Origin of the sequence: Streptosporangium jomthongense (genome assembly GCF_042650425.1) — a bacterium.
Lineage (GTDB): Bacteria > Actinomycetota > Actinomycetes > Streptosporangiales > Streptosporangiaceae > Streptosporangium.
In genome coordinates this window covers 524622-542701 of sequence record NZ_JBHSBC010000032.1, presented here as the reverse complement: position 1 = coordinate 542701, position 18080 = coordinate 524622, and the positions used below count along the sequence as shown (strand labels likewise).

At 71.6% G+C, this 18080-nt stretch carries 14 protein-coding genes; 5 read left to right on the top strand and 9 right to left on the bottom strand.

Annotated features, from left to right (window positions below; all coding sequences use genetic code 11):
* Positions 1-73 precede the first annotated feature (73 nt).
* From ACFOYY_RS28015 to ACFOYY_RS28000, 4 genes are all read right to left on the bottom strand, one after another.
* Positions 74-907: an aldo/keto reductase gene (locus tag ACFOYY_RS28015; RefSeq protein ID WP_386193493.1), complete on the bottom strand. Its 834-nt coding sequence runs from the start codon at positions 905-907 to the stop codon at positions 74-76.
* A 291-nt stretch (positions 908-1198) separates the two neighbouring features.
* Positions 1199-2395, bottom strand: coding sequence for an MFS transporter (locus ACFOYY_RS28010; protein ID WP_386193490.1), 1197 nt, complete (start codon positions 2393-2395; stop codon positions 1199-1201).
* Between the two features lie 102 nt (positions 2396-2497).
* Entirely contained in the window at positions 2498-3319 is an 822-nt protein-coding gene (locus ACFOYY_RS28005) for an ABC transporter ATP-binding protein (RefSeq protein WP_386193487.1), read from the bottom strand.
* Positions 3316-4020, bottom strand: coding sequence for a FadR/GntR family transcriptional regulator (locus ACFOYY_RS28000; protein WP_352009939.1), 705 nt, complete (start codon positions 4018-4020; stop codon positions 3316-3318). Before ACFOYY_RS28000 ends, ACFOYY_RS28005 begins: the two co-directional genes overlap by 4 nt.
* A 254-nt stretch (positions 4021-4274) precedes the next feature.
* Between ACFOYY_RS28000 and ACFOYY_RS27995 the strand changes: the two genes are divergently transcribed.
* Positions 4275-5192, top strand: a complete 918-nt coding sequence (locus ACFOYY_RS27995; RefSeq protein ID WP_386193485.1) for a PfkB family carbohydrate kinase — start codon at positions 4275-4277, stop codon at positions 5190-5192.
* Between the two features lies 1 nt (position 5193).
* Here ACFOYY_RS27995 and ACFOYY_RS27990 read toward each other — a convergent pair whose 3' ends face one another.
* The 5 genes from ACFOYY_RS27990 to ACFOYY_RS27970 form a co-directional block, all read right to left on the bottom strand.
* Positions 5194-5934 carry an acetoacetate decarboxylase family protein gene (locus ACFOYY_RS27990; RefSeq protein WP_362772587.1) on the bottom strand — a complete coding sequence of 247 codons (741 nt, stop codon included), beginning with the start codon at positions 5932-5934 and terminating at the stop codon, positions 5194-5196.
* Positions 5919-7049, bottom strand: coding sequence for a glycosyltransferase (locus tag ACFOYY_RS27985; RefSeq protein ID WP_386193480.1), 1131 nt, complete (start codon positions 7047-7049; stop codon positions 5919-5921). The genes ACFOYY_RS27990 and ACFOYY_RS27985 overlap by 16 nt, the downstream gene beginning before the upstream one ends.
* Positions 7050-7098: 49 nt before the next feature.
* Entirely contained in the window at positions 7099-9042 is a 1944-nt protein-coding gene (locus tag ACFOYY_RS27980; protein WP_386193478.1) for an acyltransferase family protein, read from the bottom strand.
* Between the two features lie 235 nt (positions 9043-9277).
* The gene (locus tag ACFOYY_RS27975; RefSeq protein ID WP_386193475.1) at positions 9278-10975 is read right to left on the bottom strand and encodes an LCP family protein; all 1698 of its coding nucleotides are present in this window, start codon (positions 10973-10975) and stop codon (positions 9278-9280) included.
* A gap of 153 nt (positions 10976-11128) precedes the next feature.
* On the bottom strand, positions 11129-12586 hold the full coding sequence (locus tag ACFOYY_RS27970) for a phospholipid carrier-dependent glycosyltransferase (protein WP_362772578.1): 1458 nt from the start codon (positions 12584-12586) through the stop codon (positions 11129-11131).
* A 102-nt stretch (positions 12587-12688) separates the two neighbouring features.
* On the opposite strand from ACFOYY_RS27970, the gene ACFOYY_RS27965 reads away from it, so the two are divergent.
* The 4 genes from ACFOYY_RS27965 to ACFOYY_RS27950 all read left to right on the top strand — a co-directional run bounded on the left by ACFOYY_RS27965 (position 12689) and on the right by ACFOYY_RS27950 (position 18010).
* On the top strand, positions 12689-14836 hold the full coding sequence (locus ACFOYY_RS27965) for a hypothetical protein (protein ID WP_386193471.1): 2148 nt from the start codon (positions 12689-12691) through the stop codon (positions 14834-14836).
* Positions 14837-14941: 105 nt separating this feature from the next.
* Positions 14942-15949: a permease-like cell division protein FtsX gene (locus ACFOYY_RS27960; protein WP_386193469.1), complete on the top strand. Its 1008-nt coding sequence runs from the start codon at positions 14942-14944 to the stop codon at positions 15947-15949.
* Between the two features lie 90 nt (positions 15950-16039).
* Positions 16040-16933 (top strand): glycosyltransferase family 2 protein, encoded by an 894-nt coding sequence (locus ACFOYY_RS27955; RefSeq protein WP_362772569.1) that lies wholly within the window; start codon positions 16040-16042, stop codon positions 16931-16933.
* Positions 16934-18010, top strand: a complete 1077-nt coding sequence (locus ACFOYY_RS27950; protein WP_352009929.1) for a glycosyltransferase family 4 protein — start codon at positions 16934-16936, stop codon at positions 18008-18010.
* Positions 18011-18080: the final 70 nt, after the last annotated feature.

Sequence of the window (18080 nt, the reverse complement as noted above, 5' to 3'; positions counted from 1 at the left end):
GGGGCGCCGATGGCGGCCGTCCGGGTCGGGCGGCCGCCATCGCTGTGGTCCGTGGACCAGTTCGTGAGAGGGACTAGGGAATCCAGTTGAAGGTGTCCGGGTCGGGGCCGACCCGCTCGCCGCGGTTGAGGGCGGAGATCGTGTTCATCTCCTCCTCGGAGAGCTCGAAGTCGAAGATGTCGAAGTTCTCCTGCATGCGCTCGCGCCTGAGCGACTTGGGGAAGACGATGTCGCCCCGCTGGATGTGCCAGCGCAGCGTCACCTGGGCGGGTGTCCTGCCGTGTCGTTCGGCGATCCGTACGATCGTCGGGTCGGTGAGCACCTTGCCCTGCGCGATCGGCGACCACGCCTCGGTGGCGATGTCGTGCTCGGCGTCGAACGCCCTGATGTCGTCCTGGGTGAGGTACGGATGCGCCTCGATCTGGTTGACCGCGGGCACGGTCTCGGTCTCCTCCAGGACCCTGCGCAGGTGGCTCACGTGGAAGTTGGAGACGCCGATGGCCCTGACACGCTCCGAACGGTAGATCTCCTCCAGGGCCCTCCAGGTCTCCACGAAGTCACCGACGGCGGGCAGCGGCCAGTGGATGAGGAACAGGTCCAGGTAGTCGAACCCCAGCTCCTCCAGCGTCCGGTCGAACGCCTTCAGGGCGTCGTCGTGGGCGTGGAAGCCGTTGTTCAGCTTGCTCGTGACGAACACCTCGCCCCGGTCGAGACCGGACGCCCTGACCGCCTCGCCGACCTGTGCCTCGTTGCCGTACATCTCGGCGGTGTCGATGTGCCGGAAGCCGACTTCGAGCGCGGACAGCACCGCCGCCTTCGTCTCGCCAGGTTTGATCTGGTAGGTCCCGAATCCCAGCTGCGGGATCTCGACGCCGTTGTTCAACCTGATGATGGGTACCGAAGTCATCCGATTTCCCCTTGATGTCTGTGTGTTGAGCCCCAAGCATGCCGGTACCCGGCTTTGTGCCGTTTAACAGGTACCCCCTCGACATCGCCGACCGGCATCGTGACCCCGCTGACCTGGAGAGAAGGGACAAATTTCCCTTATGTGGTGATAAGTGGTGAGAAGCGGGAAGGGGTGCGGCACCCAAGGGCGGGGAAGAGCCCCCGGGCTGCAAGGTCCGCCGAAGCCGTACGAGGGCGGCGCCGGTGGTCGTCCGGCCCGGGGGTTCCGCGCGCTTCGCGGCCTCTCCGGGGTTCACGCGGCGGCGTCTGCGGGCTCCAGGTCGGAACTGGGAGACGGGAGGGGGCCGGAGGGCTCGGGAAGCCTCAGCGTGATCAGGACGGCCACGGCCAGGACCGCGACGAGGCAGACCAGCACGGTGCGCACCCCCCAGGCGTCGGCCAGGGCGCCGAAGGCGGGGGAGAGCAGGCCGCCGACCGACAGGGTCAGCCCCAGGGTGAGCCCGCTGGCCGTTCCCACCCGGTTGGGAAGGTAGTCCTGAGCCAGGGTGACCTGGGCGGCGAAGGGCACGAACAGGGCGGTGCCGAACAGCGCCGTACAGCACAGCACCCCCGCCAGACCGGGTGAGAACACGACGCCCGCCACCGCGAGCGCGGCCGTCAGATAACCGAGGCGGATCGTGCTCAGCCGTCCCCGTCGTTCGGCGAGCCATCCGCCCGCGAGGGTGCCGACCACGCCGCCCGCGGTGAAGACGGTGAGCGTGGCCGTCCCGGTGGCGGTCGAGACGTGGAAGCGGCCGATGACGTTCAGGGCGGCGAAGGAGCCCATGACGACATAGGGGATCGACCAGAAGACCGCCAGGGCCGACAGCCGGGCGAACGCCCGCCAGTCGTCGCGCCCCGTGGCCCCCTCCGCGCTCGCCGGGGCGGTCGCGGTTGCCGGGCCGGAGTCGGAGACACGCCGGGCCAGGAGGTAGCCGACTCCGGCCACCACGGCGGGCACGGCAAGCAGCCAGGTGCCCCGGGTTCCGGCGGCGTTGAGGACGAGGGCGACGAACAGCGGGGCGAGCGCGCCTCCCACGTTGCCGCCGACGGAGAAGACGCCCATCGAACGCGCGGAGCCGCCGCCGGCGACCCGTGCGGCCTTGGCCGCCGCGGGATGGTAGGCGGCGACGCCCAGGCCGGAGACCGCGATGGCGAGCCACGTCCACGCGTAGTCGTCGACCAGGCCGGACAGGCCGACCCCGACGCCGGCCGCGATCATGCCCACGGCGACCAGCCAGCTCATCCGGCGGCGGTCCACGGCCACGCCGAACAGCGGCTGCACGACGCTGGACAGCCCCGTGGCGGCCACGACGATCCCCGTGGCCAGCGCGTAGCTGTAGCCGCGCTCGGCCACCAGGAAGGGGAGCAGGGCGGGGACGGCGCCCTGGTACATGTCGTTGACCCCGTGGGTGACCGTGAGCAGCCCCAGGGCCCTGCGGTTCTTCACTCTCTCGTGCGTCCTTCTCGTGAAAGTCTGAGGACTGTCCTCAGACCTCAGACAACATAAGGTGTCGATCTTCCCTGGAGTTCCGGAACTCCAGGGAAGAGGTCAGGGGGTCGCCAGCAGGGTGGCGGCCTTGGCGCTCCAGCGGCCCTCGCTGCGGGTGATCCGCACCGGGTGGTCGAAGCACGCGCTGATCAGGTCGGTGGTCAGGACGTCGTCAACCGGGCCGGAGGCCAGGCAGTGGCCCTTCCTGAGCAGCATCGCGTGAGTGGTGCTCGCGGGAAGCTCCTCCAGGTGGTGGGTGACCAGGACCGTGGCCAGCGAGGGATGCTCGTGCCTGAGCAGGTCGATGCTGCCGAGGAGCTGCTCTCGGGCGGCCAGGTCAAGGCCCGTCGCCGGCTCGTCGAACAGCAACAGCCGTGGCCGGGGCATCAGCGCCCTGGCGATCAGGGCCCGGCCACGCTCGCCCTGCGACAGCGTGGGCCAGCGCGCCTCGCCTCTGGCGCCCATGCCCAGCAGCTCGATCAGGTGGTCGGCGCGCTGGGTCTCCTCGGCGGTGGGCGCCCAGCGGGGCACGAGCGCGATGGTGTTCGTCAGGCCGGTCAGGACGACCTCCCTGACCCGCAGCGGGGAGTCGGGGGCGTGACGCGGGTCGACGTGACCCAGGTAGGAGCGCAGCTCCCGCATGTCGACCCGGCCCAGCCTGCGCCCGAGCACCTCGACGACGCCGCGGGTGGGGTGGGTGACCGCGCCCAGCAGGTTGAGCAGCGTGCTCTTGCCCGCGCCGTTGGCGCCGAGCAGGGCCCAGTGCTCACCCCGGTGCACGGTCAGGGAGATCTGCCGCAGCAGGTGGTTGCCGTCGCGCACGACGTCGACCTCCTGCGCGTGCAGGACGGGCCCGGTTTCCGAGGGCTGGGAGACGATCATCGGTCGGCCATCTCCGCCCTGATGAACGCCATGGTGCCCTCCAGGTTGTCGGCCGTGGCGGCCACCGCGGCCTCGGCGTCGCCGCGCGCCAGCGCCTCAAGCACGTCGGCGTGGGCGCACGAGACGTCGGGCAGGGCGGCCTCGTGGGTGACCATCTCGATCAGCGCCGCGCGCAGCACGGGGCGCACCACGTCGAACAGGCCGACGAGCACGGCGTTGCCGGACAGCTCCACGATCGCGTGGTGGAAGTCGAGGTCGGCGTCGACGAAGGCGGCAGGGTCACCGCCGACCCGCTCCTGGCGCTCGCGCAGCCTCGCCCTCAGCCGCTCGACGTCTTCGGGGCGGATGCGCCGCGCGGTGAGCCTGGCGGCCTCGACCTCAAGGGCCCTGCGCACCTCGTAGGCCTCAAGCAGCCGGGCCCGGCGCAGGAGCTGGCGCACGTCCGGCCCCTCGTGGGGGATCGCGGACAGGTCGGTGACGAACGTGCCCGAGCCGTGCCGTACGTCGACCAGACCGTCACGGGCCAGCAGGCGGATGGCCTCGCGCACCGAGGAACGGCCGACGCCGAGCTCCTCGGCGAGCCGCACCTCGCTGGGCAGCCGTTCACCGGCCTTCCAGCGCTGCTCCCTGAGCAGCTCGCGCAGCAGGCTCTCCAGTTGCGGCACGACGGGTCCGTGCCGCAGGCCGGGTGACTCGGCCATCTCCCACCTCCCATGGGCTCTCCTCGATGCGAGAACCCTAACAGGTCCTCAGACCTCTGAAGACCGACGAAGGTCCTCCGGGAGCACATGAAGGCACCCGGGACCATAAGGCTCCGATAGCCCGGGAAGGCCTTCCTGGCGAAGGCTCCCAGCACCCCTGGAGGTCAGAGCACGCGGAGATCACCGGCCGGTTGCTGTTGTGCTCCCTGGGGAGAGCGGGACGGGGAGAATCGCTAGAGTTCGAAAATCCGAACATGGCTCCATCGGCGTCCTACGGCGCCGCGAAAGGTTCCGGCGTGGACGTCTACACCCTCGGCGAGGCCTTCGCCATCGTCAGCAGCAGCCGGATCCGTCACGAGAACGAGGTCAGGCTGGACGTCACGGGATCGGAGTTCACCGTCGCGGTCGGCCTGGCCAGGCTCGGCCACAAGGTCGCGTGGCTGGGCAAGGTGGGAGCGGACGAGCTGGGCCAGCGGGTGCTCACCGCGCTGCGCGGCGAGGGAGTGGACGTCTCCGACGCCAGGACCGAGGACGGCTCGGCGACCGGGATGATCCTGCGGGAGACCAGACCGGGGCAGGCGGCCAAGGTCACCCACTATCGGGCAGGCACCCGGCTCGCCCAGGGGAACGTTCCCATAGACCGCATCGCGGCCGTGCGCATCCTGCACGTCAGCGGGGTCACCGCCGCGCTGAGCGCGCGCGACGCCGTGCAGGCCGCGGTACGGGCGGCGCAGGCGGCGGGGGTCGTCGTCTCGGTGGCAGTGGACTACCACGACCGGCTCTGGCCCGACCTGCGGGAGGCGGAGGAGGTCCTCGGCGCCCTGGCAGGCTCGGCCGACCTGCTGTTCGTACGGCAGAGCGAACTCGACCTGGTCAAACCCGCCCTCGGCGGCGGCAGGCAGGTCGTGGTGCTCAGGGGGACCAGGGGGGCGAGCGTGCGGGTGGACGGCGTCCGCCACGACGCCCCGGGCATCGTGGCGCCCGTGGTCGACCCCGGAGGGTGCGAGAACGCCTTCGTCGCGGGCTATCTCAGCGCCCTGCTCGACCGGCTGCACCCGACGGACAGGCTGCGCAGGGGCGCCCAGCTCGCGGCCTTCGCCGCGTCGAGCCCCAGCGACTGGCAGGGCCTGCCGACCCGCGCCGAACTGCCGCTCCTCGAACTGGAGGGCTGACCTACAGCTGCTTGGCCTCGCCGAGCGTCATGGCCAGGTGGGAGACCGTACCGGTCAGCACCGCGCGCCTGGGCAGGCCGAGCTCGCTCAGCTCCTTGGCGATCGGGTGGTTGCCCAGGCGGATCAGCGCCCCGCCGAGGCGGGCCCGGACTCCGCGCAGGGTGGCCGACCAGGGGACACGGCGGGTGACACCGTCGAGCTGGCCGTAGGCCCTCGGCGGCGTGACCCTGCCCACGAAGGGGACGGCCGCCCCCGGCTTGACGAGCAGGTCGAGCACCAGGCGGCCGTCCCTGCGCACCACGCACCGCTTGTACGGCGAGGCCATCCGCAGGTCGATGTCGGCGACCTCCCGGGGGAAGCCCCAGATGGCGCGTCCCGCCTCCGCGGCGAATTCCCGGTCGGACGGCAGCCAGTGGACGAACGACCCCGCCCCGGCCCGGCGCAGCTCGGCGAGGTTGGCCCGCAGGCCACGAGCCCTGGGCGGCGGCCCGGCGTCGGGCGGCCTGGTCAGGAAGGAGACGGCGAACTCCCGGCAGGCCTCCAGGTCACCGTCGGCGTGCTCGGCGAACGCCAGTGTGCACAGGGCCCTGCCCGGCAGCACCTCGGCGACGTCGAACCCCGAGTAGGCGATCACGGCCCGGGCGGCGTCCGCTCTGACGAGATAGGAGGCCGCGCACGCCACCGCGTCGCGGACGCGGACGGGGGTGGATATCTCACGTCCCTGGATCAGATGGCGTGCCATGCCTCCAGTACACCAATCTCCACGGCGGACGTCACCGGTTTGCCGGCCCATTCCTCAAGGCGGCCGACGAACTCACCCGCGTGGTCGGGCCAGTGGTGCTCGTTCAGCGCCTGCTCGTACCCGCGCTTGCCCATCGCCGTGGCCCCGCCGGGGTCGTCCCGCAGCCCGAGCACGGCGTGCAGCGCCGCGTCCACGTCCCCGAACGGCACGACGACGCCGCAACCGACCCGCTCGACCATCGAGGCGGCGGCGGGCAACGGCGTCGTCACCACCGGGACCCCCCTGGCCATGTACTCCACGACCTTGGTCGGCATCGACTGCCGGTAGTTGGGCACGTCGTGCAGCAGGGAGAGCCCGGCGATCGCCCCCTCGGCCATCCGCAGCGCGTGCTGGTTGGGCACGTAGCCGTACCAGTCGAGCACGCCCTCCCGCTGCGCGTCCCGCAGCAGCGGCCTGATCTCCTGGTCGGCCGCCCCGACCAGATCGGTCCTGATCCCGTGCGGCAGCAGCCGCCTGGCCAGCTCGACCAGCTCGACGGCCCCCCTGGCCGCCGACAGCTGGCCGACGTAGATCACCCGGTTCCCCCCGGGCGGGGCGGGCGGGCGCCGGGGCACGTAGGTGGTGTTGAGCACCACGGGATGGGGCCTGGAGAAGCGCTCCTGGTAGGCCTCCTCGGCCAGGATCAGGTGCATGCGCCGCTCGGCCCTGGCCTCGACCCCGCGCACCAGCGACGGCAGCGTACGGCGCAGCACCTCGGGCAGGTACGGCTTGGCCTCAAGGGCGGCGGCCGTGTCCTCGTGCACGTCCCACACGGTCGCGGGCCTGCGCCTGGGCAGCCGGAACAGCAACTCGATGTCGTGGACGATCAGCAGGTCGGCGCCCTCGATCCCGCGTTTGAGTGCCTTCCTGGCCGCCTTGAGCGCGCGCCAGCGGCGCCGCCCGGTCGCGCGGGGAACGTCGATCGCCCTGATCCCGGGATCGGGCGTGACGTTGCAGTCGGTGAAGGGCGCGACATAGGTGATGTCATGCCCGGCGTCGAGGAGCGCCCGGATCTGCCGATGCATGATCCGGGCGTCTTCGGGGTGATGGACGATCGTCCCGACACATACCCGCATATGCCGATGCTGAGTGCCGGTTCCGTCCGCACCGGATGCGTTGAGTGAACTACCGGGGAACGGCGGCTGAACTCTCCTTCGAGGAGGGCCTGCGGTACAGCCAGACCAGGCGGGGTTCGAGCAGCCATTTGAAGAGCGTGCGGGTCTGCGGCAGGCTCAGGATGATCGCCAGTACGAGCGAGCTCGACGCGATCGCCAGCACGCCGAGCGGGCCGTACAGCCAGGGGAGGCTCAGCCACTTCTGGTCCTTGGCGATGAGCACGACGACACCGTGCAGCAGGTAGGTGTAGAGCGTGCGGGTGCCCAGGTCGGAGAACCAGGTCTCGCGCCTCGGCACGAGCGCCAGCAGCGCGACCGAGAGCGCCAGGCCCGCCAGCAGCATGGCCGCGCGCACGCTCAGGCCCATCCACCAGCTGAGGTGCATGTACTTGAAGCTGTAGCGGTAGTAGACCGGGTCGAGGCCGACCCTGGGGGCGAGGTAGACGGCCACCGCGACGCCTCCGGCGACGACGAACCCGGCGGCGATCCGCACCCAGAACGGCTTGAGCAGGTCGAAGTGCTCGGGCTTGAGCAGCAGGCCGAGCACGTAGAACGGCAGCAGGCCGAAGAACCGGTCGAGGCTGAAGTCGCCGGATATCTCGGAGAAACCGGCCACCATGTATATGGTCACCGCGACCAGCAACGGCTGGCGCATCCGCGTCCAGATGGGGGTGGAGATCCGCCAGAGCACCAGCGCGACGAGATACCAGTTCAGCCAGGCCGGGTCGATGATCGTCAGGGTCCACTTCTGGCCGAGCGCGTAACGCAGCAGGGCGTAACCGATCTCGATGAACGCGTACGGCACCAGCATGGTGTCGACCAGCTTGTTGATCTTCGCGTTCGAGTTCCAGAAGTTGCGTCCCAGATAGCCGCTGATCAGCACGAACGCCGGCATGTGGAACGTGTAGATGAACAGGTAGGCGGCCCTGGAGGAGTGCGCGGCCAGGGTCGGCACCAGCGAGTGCCCGATGACCACCATGACGATCAGGACGAACTTGACGTTGTCGAGGTACGGCTCGCGCTTCTTCTTCGCCGGGGGAGCGGCGGGCTCCTCCTCGGCGTAGGCCCGCTGCTCCCACTCCAGGGCCGCCGGACCTCCGACGGACGAGGGGGCGACGGCCGGTCCCGCGGCGTGCGCGCCGACGGGAACCGGGGCCCTCTGCTGCTCGGTGACCTGGGGGTGTTCGTCCAGGTAGGCAGGGATTCTGGGCCGGGCGTTCAGGTGCGAGGCCGCCCGTGAGCCCCGGCGGCGCGGCGTGGTCCGCTCGGGGAGCTCGGCGGGAGCCGGTGCGGTGTACCCGGCCTGCTCGGCGGGCGCGGGGGGTTCCTGAGACGGGACGGGGTGGGCCTGCTCCCAGGGGGAGACGGTCGCCTCTCCCCACGCGGAGGGCCGACGGTCGGCCTCCTGGGGCTCGGGCTGCTGCGGGGCGGAGTTCTCCCAGTAGGAGAAGGTCTCCGAGGAGGGGGGCTCGGACGGGGTGCCCGAGGTCCACGCCCGTGCCTGGGCCGCGCCGAACTCCTGAGCCCACCGTGCGTCCCGCTCCCGGGATCCCGGCCTCTGGGGCAGGGGCTCCCGGGCCTCCGGCCTCTGAGAGGCGGGTTCCTGGGACGCGGTGGTGTGCGGGGGGTCGTGAGGGCTGGGGTAGGGGCTGCGCGCCTGCCGTGCGGCGGACGGCGCCGCGCCCGCCCCGGAGGTCTCCTCACTCCCGAAAGCGGAGGACCCCTCCCAGTACGGCGTGCTCGTCTCCCCGCCGGGCGCGTTCTCCGGCTCCCGGTAGGCGGGGTAGCCCCACGCGGTCACCTCGCCCGCCCCCTCCGCAGGGTCGGGGGCCGGAGGCTGGGGCCACGGCGCCGCCCTTCCGTCCTGTCCGCCGGTTTGCCCGCCGCCTCCGGCGCCACTGGCGCCGTCGTCCCATGGGGCCGGTACCGGGGAAGAGGGTCGGGTGTCGCTCACGAGGAAAACGCTCAGCTATCTGTCGGAGACGGGGAAGCGGACCGGCGAGATCGCCCGGGACACGGACGGATGACGGAGTCGTCCACCGGTCGGACCACCATAAACGCTCTTGGACGCCCTGTCGCACGAGCTCGCCGCGTTTCACGGGGTTTCGTGACCGTCGGGGCGGCCCGGAGCTGGGAGAACGGCCCCGTTCCCGGAGGAACGGGGCGCGGGTGGCACCAGCGGGAGGGGCTCAGAGACAGGGGTTGGTGTTGGCGTCGACCACGTCGCCCTTGATGCTGTCCGGGATCTTGATGGGGGCGGCGACACCCTGCCAGTCGGCGCCGATGACCAGCTGGATCACCGGGCCCTGGCCGTCCGTCGTGGTGGCCGGGGCGCTCGCCGTCGGCGTCGCGGTGGGCGCGGTCGAGGCCGTTCCCGTGGCCGACGGGACGTACGGCTCGCTGCCGCCCGGCTTGAGCTTGCCGCCCTCCGGCTTGACCTTCTCCTTGTTGAGGAGCTTGGCGGCCACCGGGGCGGCGTAGTCGGCGCCGTCCTGGGCGTTCCTGGCGTACAGGATGCGTGTCTTCGGCTGGTCGGCGCCGCTGGGCAGCCGCGCGTTGCCGACCTCGGTCACCGTGAAGCCCTGGGCGGCCAGCGCGTCGGCCACCTCCTGCGCCCTGCCGGCGACGCTGGTGCCGTTGAGCACCTGGACCCTGACCTGGGAGGGCTTGATCGCGGGTTTGGCGGGGGCCGAGGTCTGGCCTGGGCTGGCCGAGGGCTTCGGCGTGGCGGTCGGCTGTACCTCGATGTCGCTGCGGATCGCGGCGAAGAGCTGGTCGGCCTTCGGCTGGGCCCACTCGACCCGGCCGGGGTCGGGCGCGTACGGCTTCCAGGGGACGGTGACGGACTTCAGGCCCTTGGCGTTGAGGGAGGCCGCGCTCTGCGCGATCTCCAGGAGCCGTCCGGTGGTGAGGTTGCGGTCCATCGTCACCGAGGAGGTCGCGGCCTCAAGGAAGCTGGTCAGCTTGCCGAGGTCGGTGAGCAGGTCGGAGCTGGTCGCCTTCTTCATCACCTGGGTGAGGAAGACCTGCTGGCGCTTGATGCGGCTGATGTCGCTGCCGTCGCCGAGCGTGTAGCGGGCACGGACGTAGGCCAGGGCGGTCTCGCCCTTGACGGTGTGCTTGCCCTTCTTCAGTTCGAGCTTGGCCTTCTTGTCCGTGACGTCCTTGGGCAGGCAGATCTCGATGCCGCCGAGGGCGTCGATGATGCCCTTGAACCCGGAGAAGTCGACCTTGACGAAGTGGTTGATGTGGATGTCGGTCAGCGTCTCGATCGTCTTCCACGTGCAGGCGATGCCGCCGTCGTTGAAGGTCGCGTTGATCTGCCGGAGACCGGCGGGGATGATCGCCTTGGTCTTGGGGTTCTGGCACTCGGGCGCCTGGACCATCGAGTCGCGGGGGAAGCTGATCAGCGTCGCCTTGTCGCGGTTCGGGGAGATGTGCAGGAGGATGATCGTGTCGGTCCGCTCACCCGTTCCCTGCAGGTGCTGGCCGTACTTCTTGTTGCCCGCGCCGTCGCGGCTGTCGGAGCCGACGACGAGGACGTTGAGCGCGCCCGTCTCCGGCGGGCGGTCGGCGCCCAGCTTGCCCTCGACGTCCTCACGGGTGATGTTGCCCTCGATGTCCCGGTAGAACTTGTAGCCGGTGAGGGTGCCGACCACCATGACGCCGGTCAGCGCGACGCTGACCCAGGCGCCGACGCCGAGCTTGGCGGCCTTGCCGCCCGACCCTCTCGACCGGCCGCCGCCGTTCCTCCTGGGAGGTTCCTGGTAAAGAGGGGAGATCTCCTCAGGCGTCACGCCGTTCCCGGCCGCGCGCCTGGACGCCCTGCGCCCAAGGGCCGGCTGGGTGGTGTGATCGCTCATGGCGACGTGCCGCTGGTCGCTCATGCGATCTCCTTGCTCGGCGGCGACACCCGCTGTCTCGGCTCGCTCATAGCGCCCAAAGAGTAGGTCACGAAGTCGGCGTGGGGAGTCGTGATGGTACGAACTCAGCCATGATCTCCCCCGGGGACTGCGCGGTGATCCGGCCGCCCAGCATACTCAAATACGGACATTTCTTGGAATGTTACTGAAGGAAGGTTTACTCGCGGCGAAAGCCGCAGCAAGGCAGGCCAGTGGTACGGCGGGCAGCACGTAGCGGTAGTCGAACTCCGCCACCGCCGCGGGCATGACCAGCAACGTCACCGCCGTCGCCCAGGGCAGCGCCCACACCACCGGGACGGATCCGGCCGACCTGGCCCGCCGTACCCCCGCGACGACCGGAGGGAGGAGCAGGATCACCAGCAGCGCGGCGCCGGGCAGCGCGGCGACGCCCTGGTAGGCCCGCATCCAGCCCGCGTACGGCTCGACCACCTCGGTCTCGATCGGCCCCCGCTCGTAGAGCCGGGCGAAGGAGGCGCCGACCAGGGCCGGGTAACGTCCCGGCGGCTCGGGCGTCGCGGCCGGGAAGAGGTAGTGGTCGTAGATCTCCTGGTCGGGGTAGACGGGCCGGTCCAGCGTGAAGGAGCGGCCGAGCTCCGTCAGGACCGAGCCCAGATAGTCCAGCGGCTGGCTGCGGATGGCCAGCGAGGCGAACTCCCCGGCCAGCGCGTCGGTCTCCCGGGTGAAGGTGATGCCGGGCAGCCTGACCAGCGGGGAGTCCTGGCCCCAGAGATACTCCTGCGAGGGGGGCCGCGACGCGGGCGGCCGGGGGTCGCACAGGACGGCCAGCTCCGCCGACGGCCTCATCACCGCGCAGTCGGCGAACGTCATCGTCTTGGCGTACAGGAAGGCGCCGTTCGCGCCGACCAGGCCGATCCTGCCGGTGGTCGCGTGGAACCAGACGCCGTAACCCAGGATCGGCAAAGCCGCCGCGGCCAGCGTCACCGCCGCGACCGCCACCCGGCCCCGCTGCCGGTAGAGCAGCCACGCGCCCAGGAGCGCGACCAGCGGCAGCCCGACCGTCCTGGTCAGCGTCGCCGCCGCGACCAGCAGGCCGATCGCGCACGCCCCGGCCATCCGCCCCCGCTGACTCCCGGGCTCCCGTACGGCCAGGCAGACGGCGGCCACCACGAGCGTCGTGAACAGCGTGTCGGAGACCAGCAGGTGCTCCAGCTCGATCTGGTAGGCGTCCAGCAGGACGGGGACGCAGGCGAGCGTCGCGGCCCAGGCGGGGGCGCGCAGCCGCCTGGCGGTGAGGTAGACCATCACGCCCGTCAGGAGCCCGAGCAGGTGCTGGACGCCCGCGACGAGGGCGAAGCTGTGCAGGGGCTCCAACAGCCGCAGGAACATCGAGTAGCCCGCCGGGCGCACCAGGTCGGGCCTGGGCCGCATCGCGGTGACCACGTAGGTGTAGGAGTCGGGGAACCACAGCGCGGGCCGGTAGCCGAGCATGGCGAGCGCCCGCAGGACGACGCCGAGACCGAGCACCACCAGGAACCACCGCTGCCTCAGCGGTTCCAGCGCGGCCCGCTCCGGCACCGGGAAGAGCCCCCTGCGCCCCCGCACCCACCCGACCACTACCGCCCCCTTCGCATGCTGCGCGTACGCTACCGGCTCGGCCCGCCCGTCGCGCGCCCCCGTCGCCGTCACGCGGCGGGGCCGCTACGCTCGGGGCCAGCCATGAGGATCGGCCCGTGGGACAGCGCGCGCGGACCCACGGCGGGCAGGGTGCTCGCCGTGCTCTCGGCCGTGCCCGCGCTCGTCCTGGCGGGCTGGCTGCTGGCCGGGTTCGCGCTGCTCATGCTGGGCTGGTTCAGGCCGGTCGCCGCGCTGCCGCTCGGCCTGCTGGTCGCGGCGCTGCTGTGCCGCTACGGCCTGCGCCGCCTGCCGGAGACGGTCGAGGCGACCGCCGGGCAGACGGCCGCGGTCGTCGCCGTCGCGGCCGGTTCCGCGATCTTCAACACCGTGTTCGGCAGCGAGCAGCTCATCGTCCGCCGCGACCCGGCGACCTACGCGCAGTACGCCGTCTGGCTGGCCGAACACGGCTCGCTGCCGATCCCGTACCAGGAGGCGGCCTTCGGCGGGGCCGACCCGGCGTTGGTCTTCGGCAGCATGGGCTTCTACGACTTCGGCGGCGTGGTCGTGCCGCAGTTCATGCCGGGGCCGCCGATGATCCAGGCGCTCGGCCACTGGCTGGGCGGGCTGGGCGGCCTGCTGCTGGTCCCGCCGCTGCTCGGCGCCATGGCGGTGCTGGTCGTCGCCGGGCTCGTCGCCAGGTTCGTCGGCGCCCGCTGGGCGCCGCTGGCCGCCCTGGTGTTCGCGGTCAGCCTGCCGATCCTCTACACCTCGCGCACCACCTTCAGTGAGATCCCGTCCCTGATCATGCTCTTCGGCGGGCTCGTCCTGCTCCACGACGCACGGGCCAGGTTGCGCTCGGGCGTCATGGGGCTCGGCTACCTGCCGCCGGTCCCCTCGGGGGAGCGGCCGGGGCTGGTCCGCGCGGCCCAGGCCTACGGTGCCGTCGCAGGCGCCGACCTGGCGGGCCTGGTGTTCGGGCTGGCCGTGCTGGTCAGGATCGACGGCCTGCGCGACATCCTGCCCGTGCTCGCCTACGCCGGACTGCTGATCGCCATGCGCAGGGTCGGCGGCCGTCAGGAGGGACGGCTCGGCCTGCCGCTGCTGTGCGGGCTGGCCGTGGGAACCGGGGTCGGCCTGGCCGCCGCCTACTTCCTGTCCCGGCCGTACCTGACCTACCTGGGAGCCTCGGTCAGGCCGCTGCTGGCCATCTGCGGGGCGGTCCTGGCCCTCACCCTGGTGGCGGCGGCCCTGGCCCCGGTGCTCGCCCCGCCGCTGCGGCGGGCCGTACGGCTGCGCGGGCTTCCCGAGATCGCCGCGGGCCTGGTGGTGCTGGTCGTCGCGATCTTCGTGGCCCGGCCCTGGCTGCAGACCGTGACCCGCATCCCGGTGACCGCCGACGACGCGCTGAACGCCGCGTTCATCCAGCGAACCCAGGCGGACAACGGCCTGGCGGCCGACCCGACCCGGCTCTACTACGAGGAGTCGCTCTACTGGGTGATCTGGTACCTCGGCGTTCCCGCCGTCGCCCTGGCCACCATGGCCGCCGCCCTGCTGACGCGCAGGCTGGTCAGGCGGCGCGGGTTCGGCTGGCTGCTGCCGCTGGCCGTGATCGGCTGGACCACGGTCGCCACGCTGATACTGCCTTCCATCACCCCCGACCACCCGTGGGCCTCCCGGCGCCTGGTGCCCGTCGTCATCCCCGGCCTGGTGCTGCTGGCGGTCTGGGGGCTGCGCTGGGTCAGGGACAAGGCCCGCAGGCTCGGGTACGGCAGGCCCGTGCAACGCGGGCTGGTCGTCGCGGGCGTGTTGCTGCTGATCGTGCCGCCCGTGGTCACCTCGGCGGGCGTCGCCTTCACCCCGGTCGAGCGCGGTGAGCGCGCCGCGGTCGAGGCGATGTGCGCGGCCCTGCCCGCCAACGCCTCCGTGCTGATCGTCGAACGGGTCACCGGTGACCGGTTCACCCAGGTCGTCAGGGGCACCTGCGGCGTGCCGACCGCCAAGGTCTTCCACCGGCAGGGCGCGGACATCCCCATCCCCTCCGACGTCAACCGCCTGGTCGGCCGCGTCCGGGCGGCGGGCCGGGTGCCCGTCCTGCTCGCGGTCAGGGCCGACCAGCTCGCTCCGTACGGCGATCCGGTCCAGGTGATGAAGCTGCGGGCCCGTCAGGACGAGCGTTCCCTCGTCGAGCCGCCGAACGGCACCTGGTCGATGGCCGTGGACGTCTGGATGACCGTCCCGCCCGCCTCCTGAAGGCCCGTAGGTAACGGTTTCGCCCGCCGGGGACCACCTCGTCAAGCGGTGATCGAATCCGTGATATCCATTCATGGCTGTTGTGAAGGACATCTGGTTATCGCGGTGGGTGACGCATTGGACACGATTGTTCCCGGGAGCGGGTCCGGTGGCTCGCGGAGACGGGCACGGGCCCGCCGCGCCGTACTGAGCGGGGTCGCGGCCGTGGCCGTACTGCCGGTGCTCCCGCCGACGGCCGCGCAGGCGGTGTCGTCCCCCAAGGCTCCGTCCCCCGAGGCGTCGGCTGCCAGGGCGTCGGCTCCCCGGGCGGAGTCCCCGCGGGGACGCTCCCCCGAGGCCGCGACTCCCACGGCACGGCCTCCCAAGGCCCCGTCCCTCAAGGCGCCGTCCCTCACGACGGGGTCTTCCGCGACCGGCCAGAAGTTCTCCCCGCCGCCCGCCGGTCCCTGGCCGAAGGGCGGGACGTTCTCCGTCTTCCTGTGCTGGGACGACGCCCCGTGGGAGAACTGCCACGGCAGGGCCGTGACCGCCGAGCAACGGCGCGCTCTCGGGGAGAGGCTGCGGGCGATGCCCCAGGTGAAGGACGTGCGGTTCGTCTCCCGCCAGGAGGCCCTGGCGGACTACCGCAGGGCCTACGCGGGGGACGAGGTCATGCTCTCCGTCCTCAAGGCCGGGGACCTGCCGGAGTCGTTCGTCGGGACACTCCGTGACCGGGCCGACATCGCCCCCTTCCCCGCCGCGCTCAACCGGGCTCCGGGCGTCGCCAACGCCGGTGCCTTCGGCCACCCCTTCTGGCGGTACAAGGCCGACGCCTACCTCACGCTGTGCGGGGCGGACGACTGCGCGGGACGCGGCCGGGCCACCTCCCAGGAGAGGAAGGCCGTCGAGGCGAGGCTGGCGGGCATGGAGGAGGTCGAGCACGTCTACGTCGAGGACGCCGCCCACGCCCGGCGCGTCCTGTCCTTCATGTGGGCAGGGCGCCTGCCCGACTCGGCGGCCGTGTCCGAGGGATACTTTGTAAAGCTCGCCGACCCGACGGACGCCCGGTCATTCGCCGCGACGATGGAGGAACTGCCGGGCGTCGGCGGCGCCGGTGTCGTGGAGACAGGCTGAGCCGGACGGCGAAGTGCACTCGCCTCCCAGCCGGGCAGAGTATCCTCGCCCGTCGTGAGCACGCCCGAGACGCCGAAGAGTGGAACCGCCGTGGACGCAACACCGTACGTCACAATCGTCCTGCCCTGTTACAACGAGCAGAACCACGTCATCGACGAGGTCGAGCGCATCTGCCGGGCGATGGACGACAGCGGTTACACCTACGAGCTCGTGGCCGTCGACGACTTCTCGACCGACGCGACCCTGGCCAGGCTGCACGAGGCCGCGCCGCGTTTCCCCAACATGCGGGTGCGGGCCTTCCACCGCAACGGCGGCTCGGGCACCGTGCGCAGGATCGGCACGCAGGAGGCCAGGGGCGAGATCGTCGTGTGGACCGACGCGGACATGACCTACCCGAACGAGCGCATCCCCGAGCTGGTGGCGATCCTGGACAAGGACGCGGCGATCGACCAGGTCGTGGGCGCGCGGACCACCGAGGAGGGCTCGCACAAGTTCCTGCGGGTGCCCGCCAAGTGGTTCATCCGCAAGGTGGCCGAGCGGCTCGCCGGGCAGAAGATCCCCGACCTGAACAGCGGGCTTCGGGCCTTCCGCAAGTCGGTGGCCAAGCCGTACCTGCGGCTGCTGCCTCCCGGTTTCTCCTGCGTCACCACGATCACGCTGTCGTTCCTGTCGAACCAGCACGACGTCTACTATCTGCCGATCGAGTACAGCAAGCGGGCGGGCACGTCGAAGTTCAGCTTCGTCTCCGACGCCTACCGCTACATCCTGCAGGTGCTGCGGATGGTCATGTACTTCAACCCGCTCAAGGTCCTCATGCCGCCCGCGCTGTGGCTGGTCGGCATCGGCCTGGTCAAGGGCGTGGTCGACATGATCCGCTACGGGTTCTACCTGACCAGCAACACCATCGTCATCTTCCTGTCCGGTCTGCTCATCGGCTCGCTCGCGCTGCTGGCCGACCTCATCGTGCGCTCCAGGAGCGAGTAGATGCGCGTCGCGATCGTCGGGCCCGCCCACCCCTACAAGGGCGGCGGGGTCGCGCACACCACGGAACTGGCCCACCGTCTGCGGGCGGCCGGGCACGACGTGCTGATCGAGTCGTGGCGGGCGCAGTACCCCTCCTTCCTCTACCCGGGCACCCAGACCGTGGACACCCCCGACGGCGCCCCCTTCCCCAACGTCCTGCGCGACCTCGACTGGCGCCGTCCCGACGGCTGGGTGCGCGCGGGGCGCCGCCTGGCGGGGGCCGACCTGGTGATCCTCGTCGTGCTCAGCCCGGTGCAGGTGCCCGCCTACCTGGGCATCCTGTACGGCCTGCGGCGCCGTACCCGGGTCGTCGCGCTGTGCCACAACGTGCTGCCCCACGAGCGCAAGCCGTACGACGTGCCGTTGATGCGGGCGCTGCTGCGCAGGGTCGACGGGGTGCTGGCCCACTCGCGGGCGCAGGGGGACCTGGCCCGAGGGCTGACGCCCGCTCCGGTGACGGTGGCCGAGATGGCGCCGCACCTGCCCGCCGCCCTGCGCGGACGTGCCCGGGGGGCGGGTGAGGAGGTGGCCGGGCGGCTGCTGTTCTTCGGCCTGGTCCGTCCGTACAAGGGGCTCGACGTGCTGATCAGGGCACTGCCCGAAGGGGTCTCGCTGCGTGTCGCCGGAGAGTTCTGGGGCGGTCTCGACGAGACGAAGGCGTTGGTCGCGCAGCTCGGGCTGACCGACCGGGTCGAACTGCGACCGGGTTACGTGGCCGACACCGAGGTGCCGGAGCTGTTCGCCGACGTGGACGCGCTGGTCCTGCCCTACCGTGGCGGTACGGCCAGCCAGCAGGTGTGGCTCGGCCACGAACAGGGCGTGCCGGTGATCGCCAGCCGGGTGGGGACGCTCGGCGACCACGTGACCGACGGCGTGGACGGCCTGCTGGTCGAGCCGGGCTCGGTGGAGTCCCTGCGGGCCGCGCTTGAGGCCTTCTACCGGCCGGGAGAGCCGCAACGGCTGCGGTCCGGGGTCAAGCCGGTCGACCCCGAACCCTACTGGGACGCCTACCTGGCGGCTCTGGTCGGTGACCGGTAAGGGACACGGCACGCCGGTACGCTTGGGTCGCGCGCCCCGGCGGGCAGGGGCGGGCCGTGATGGCGACGAG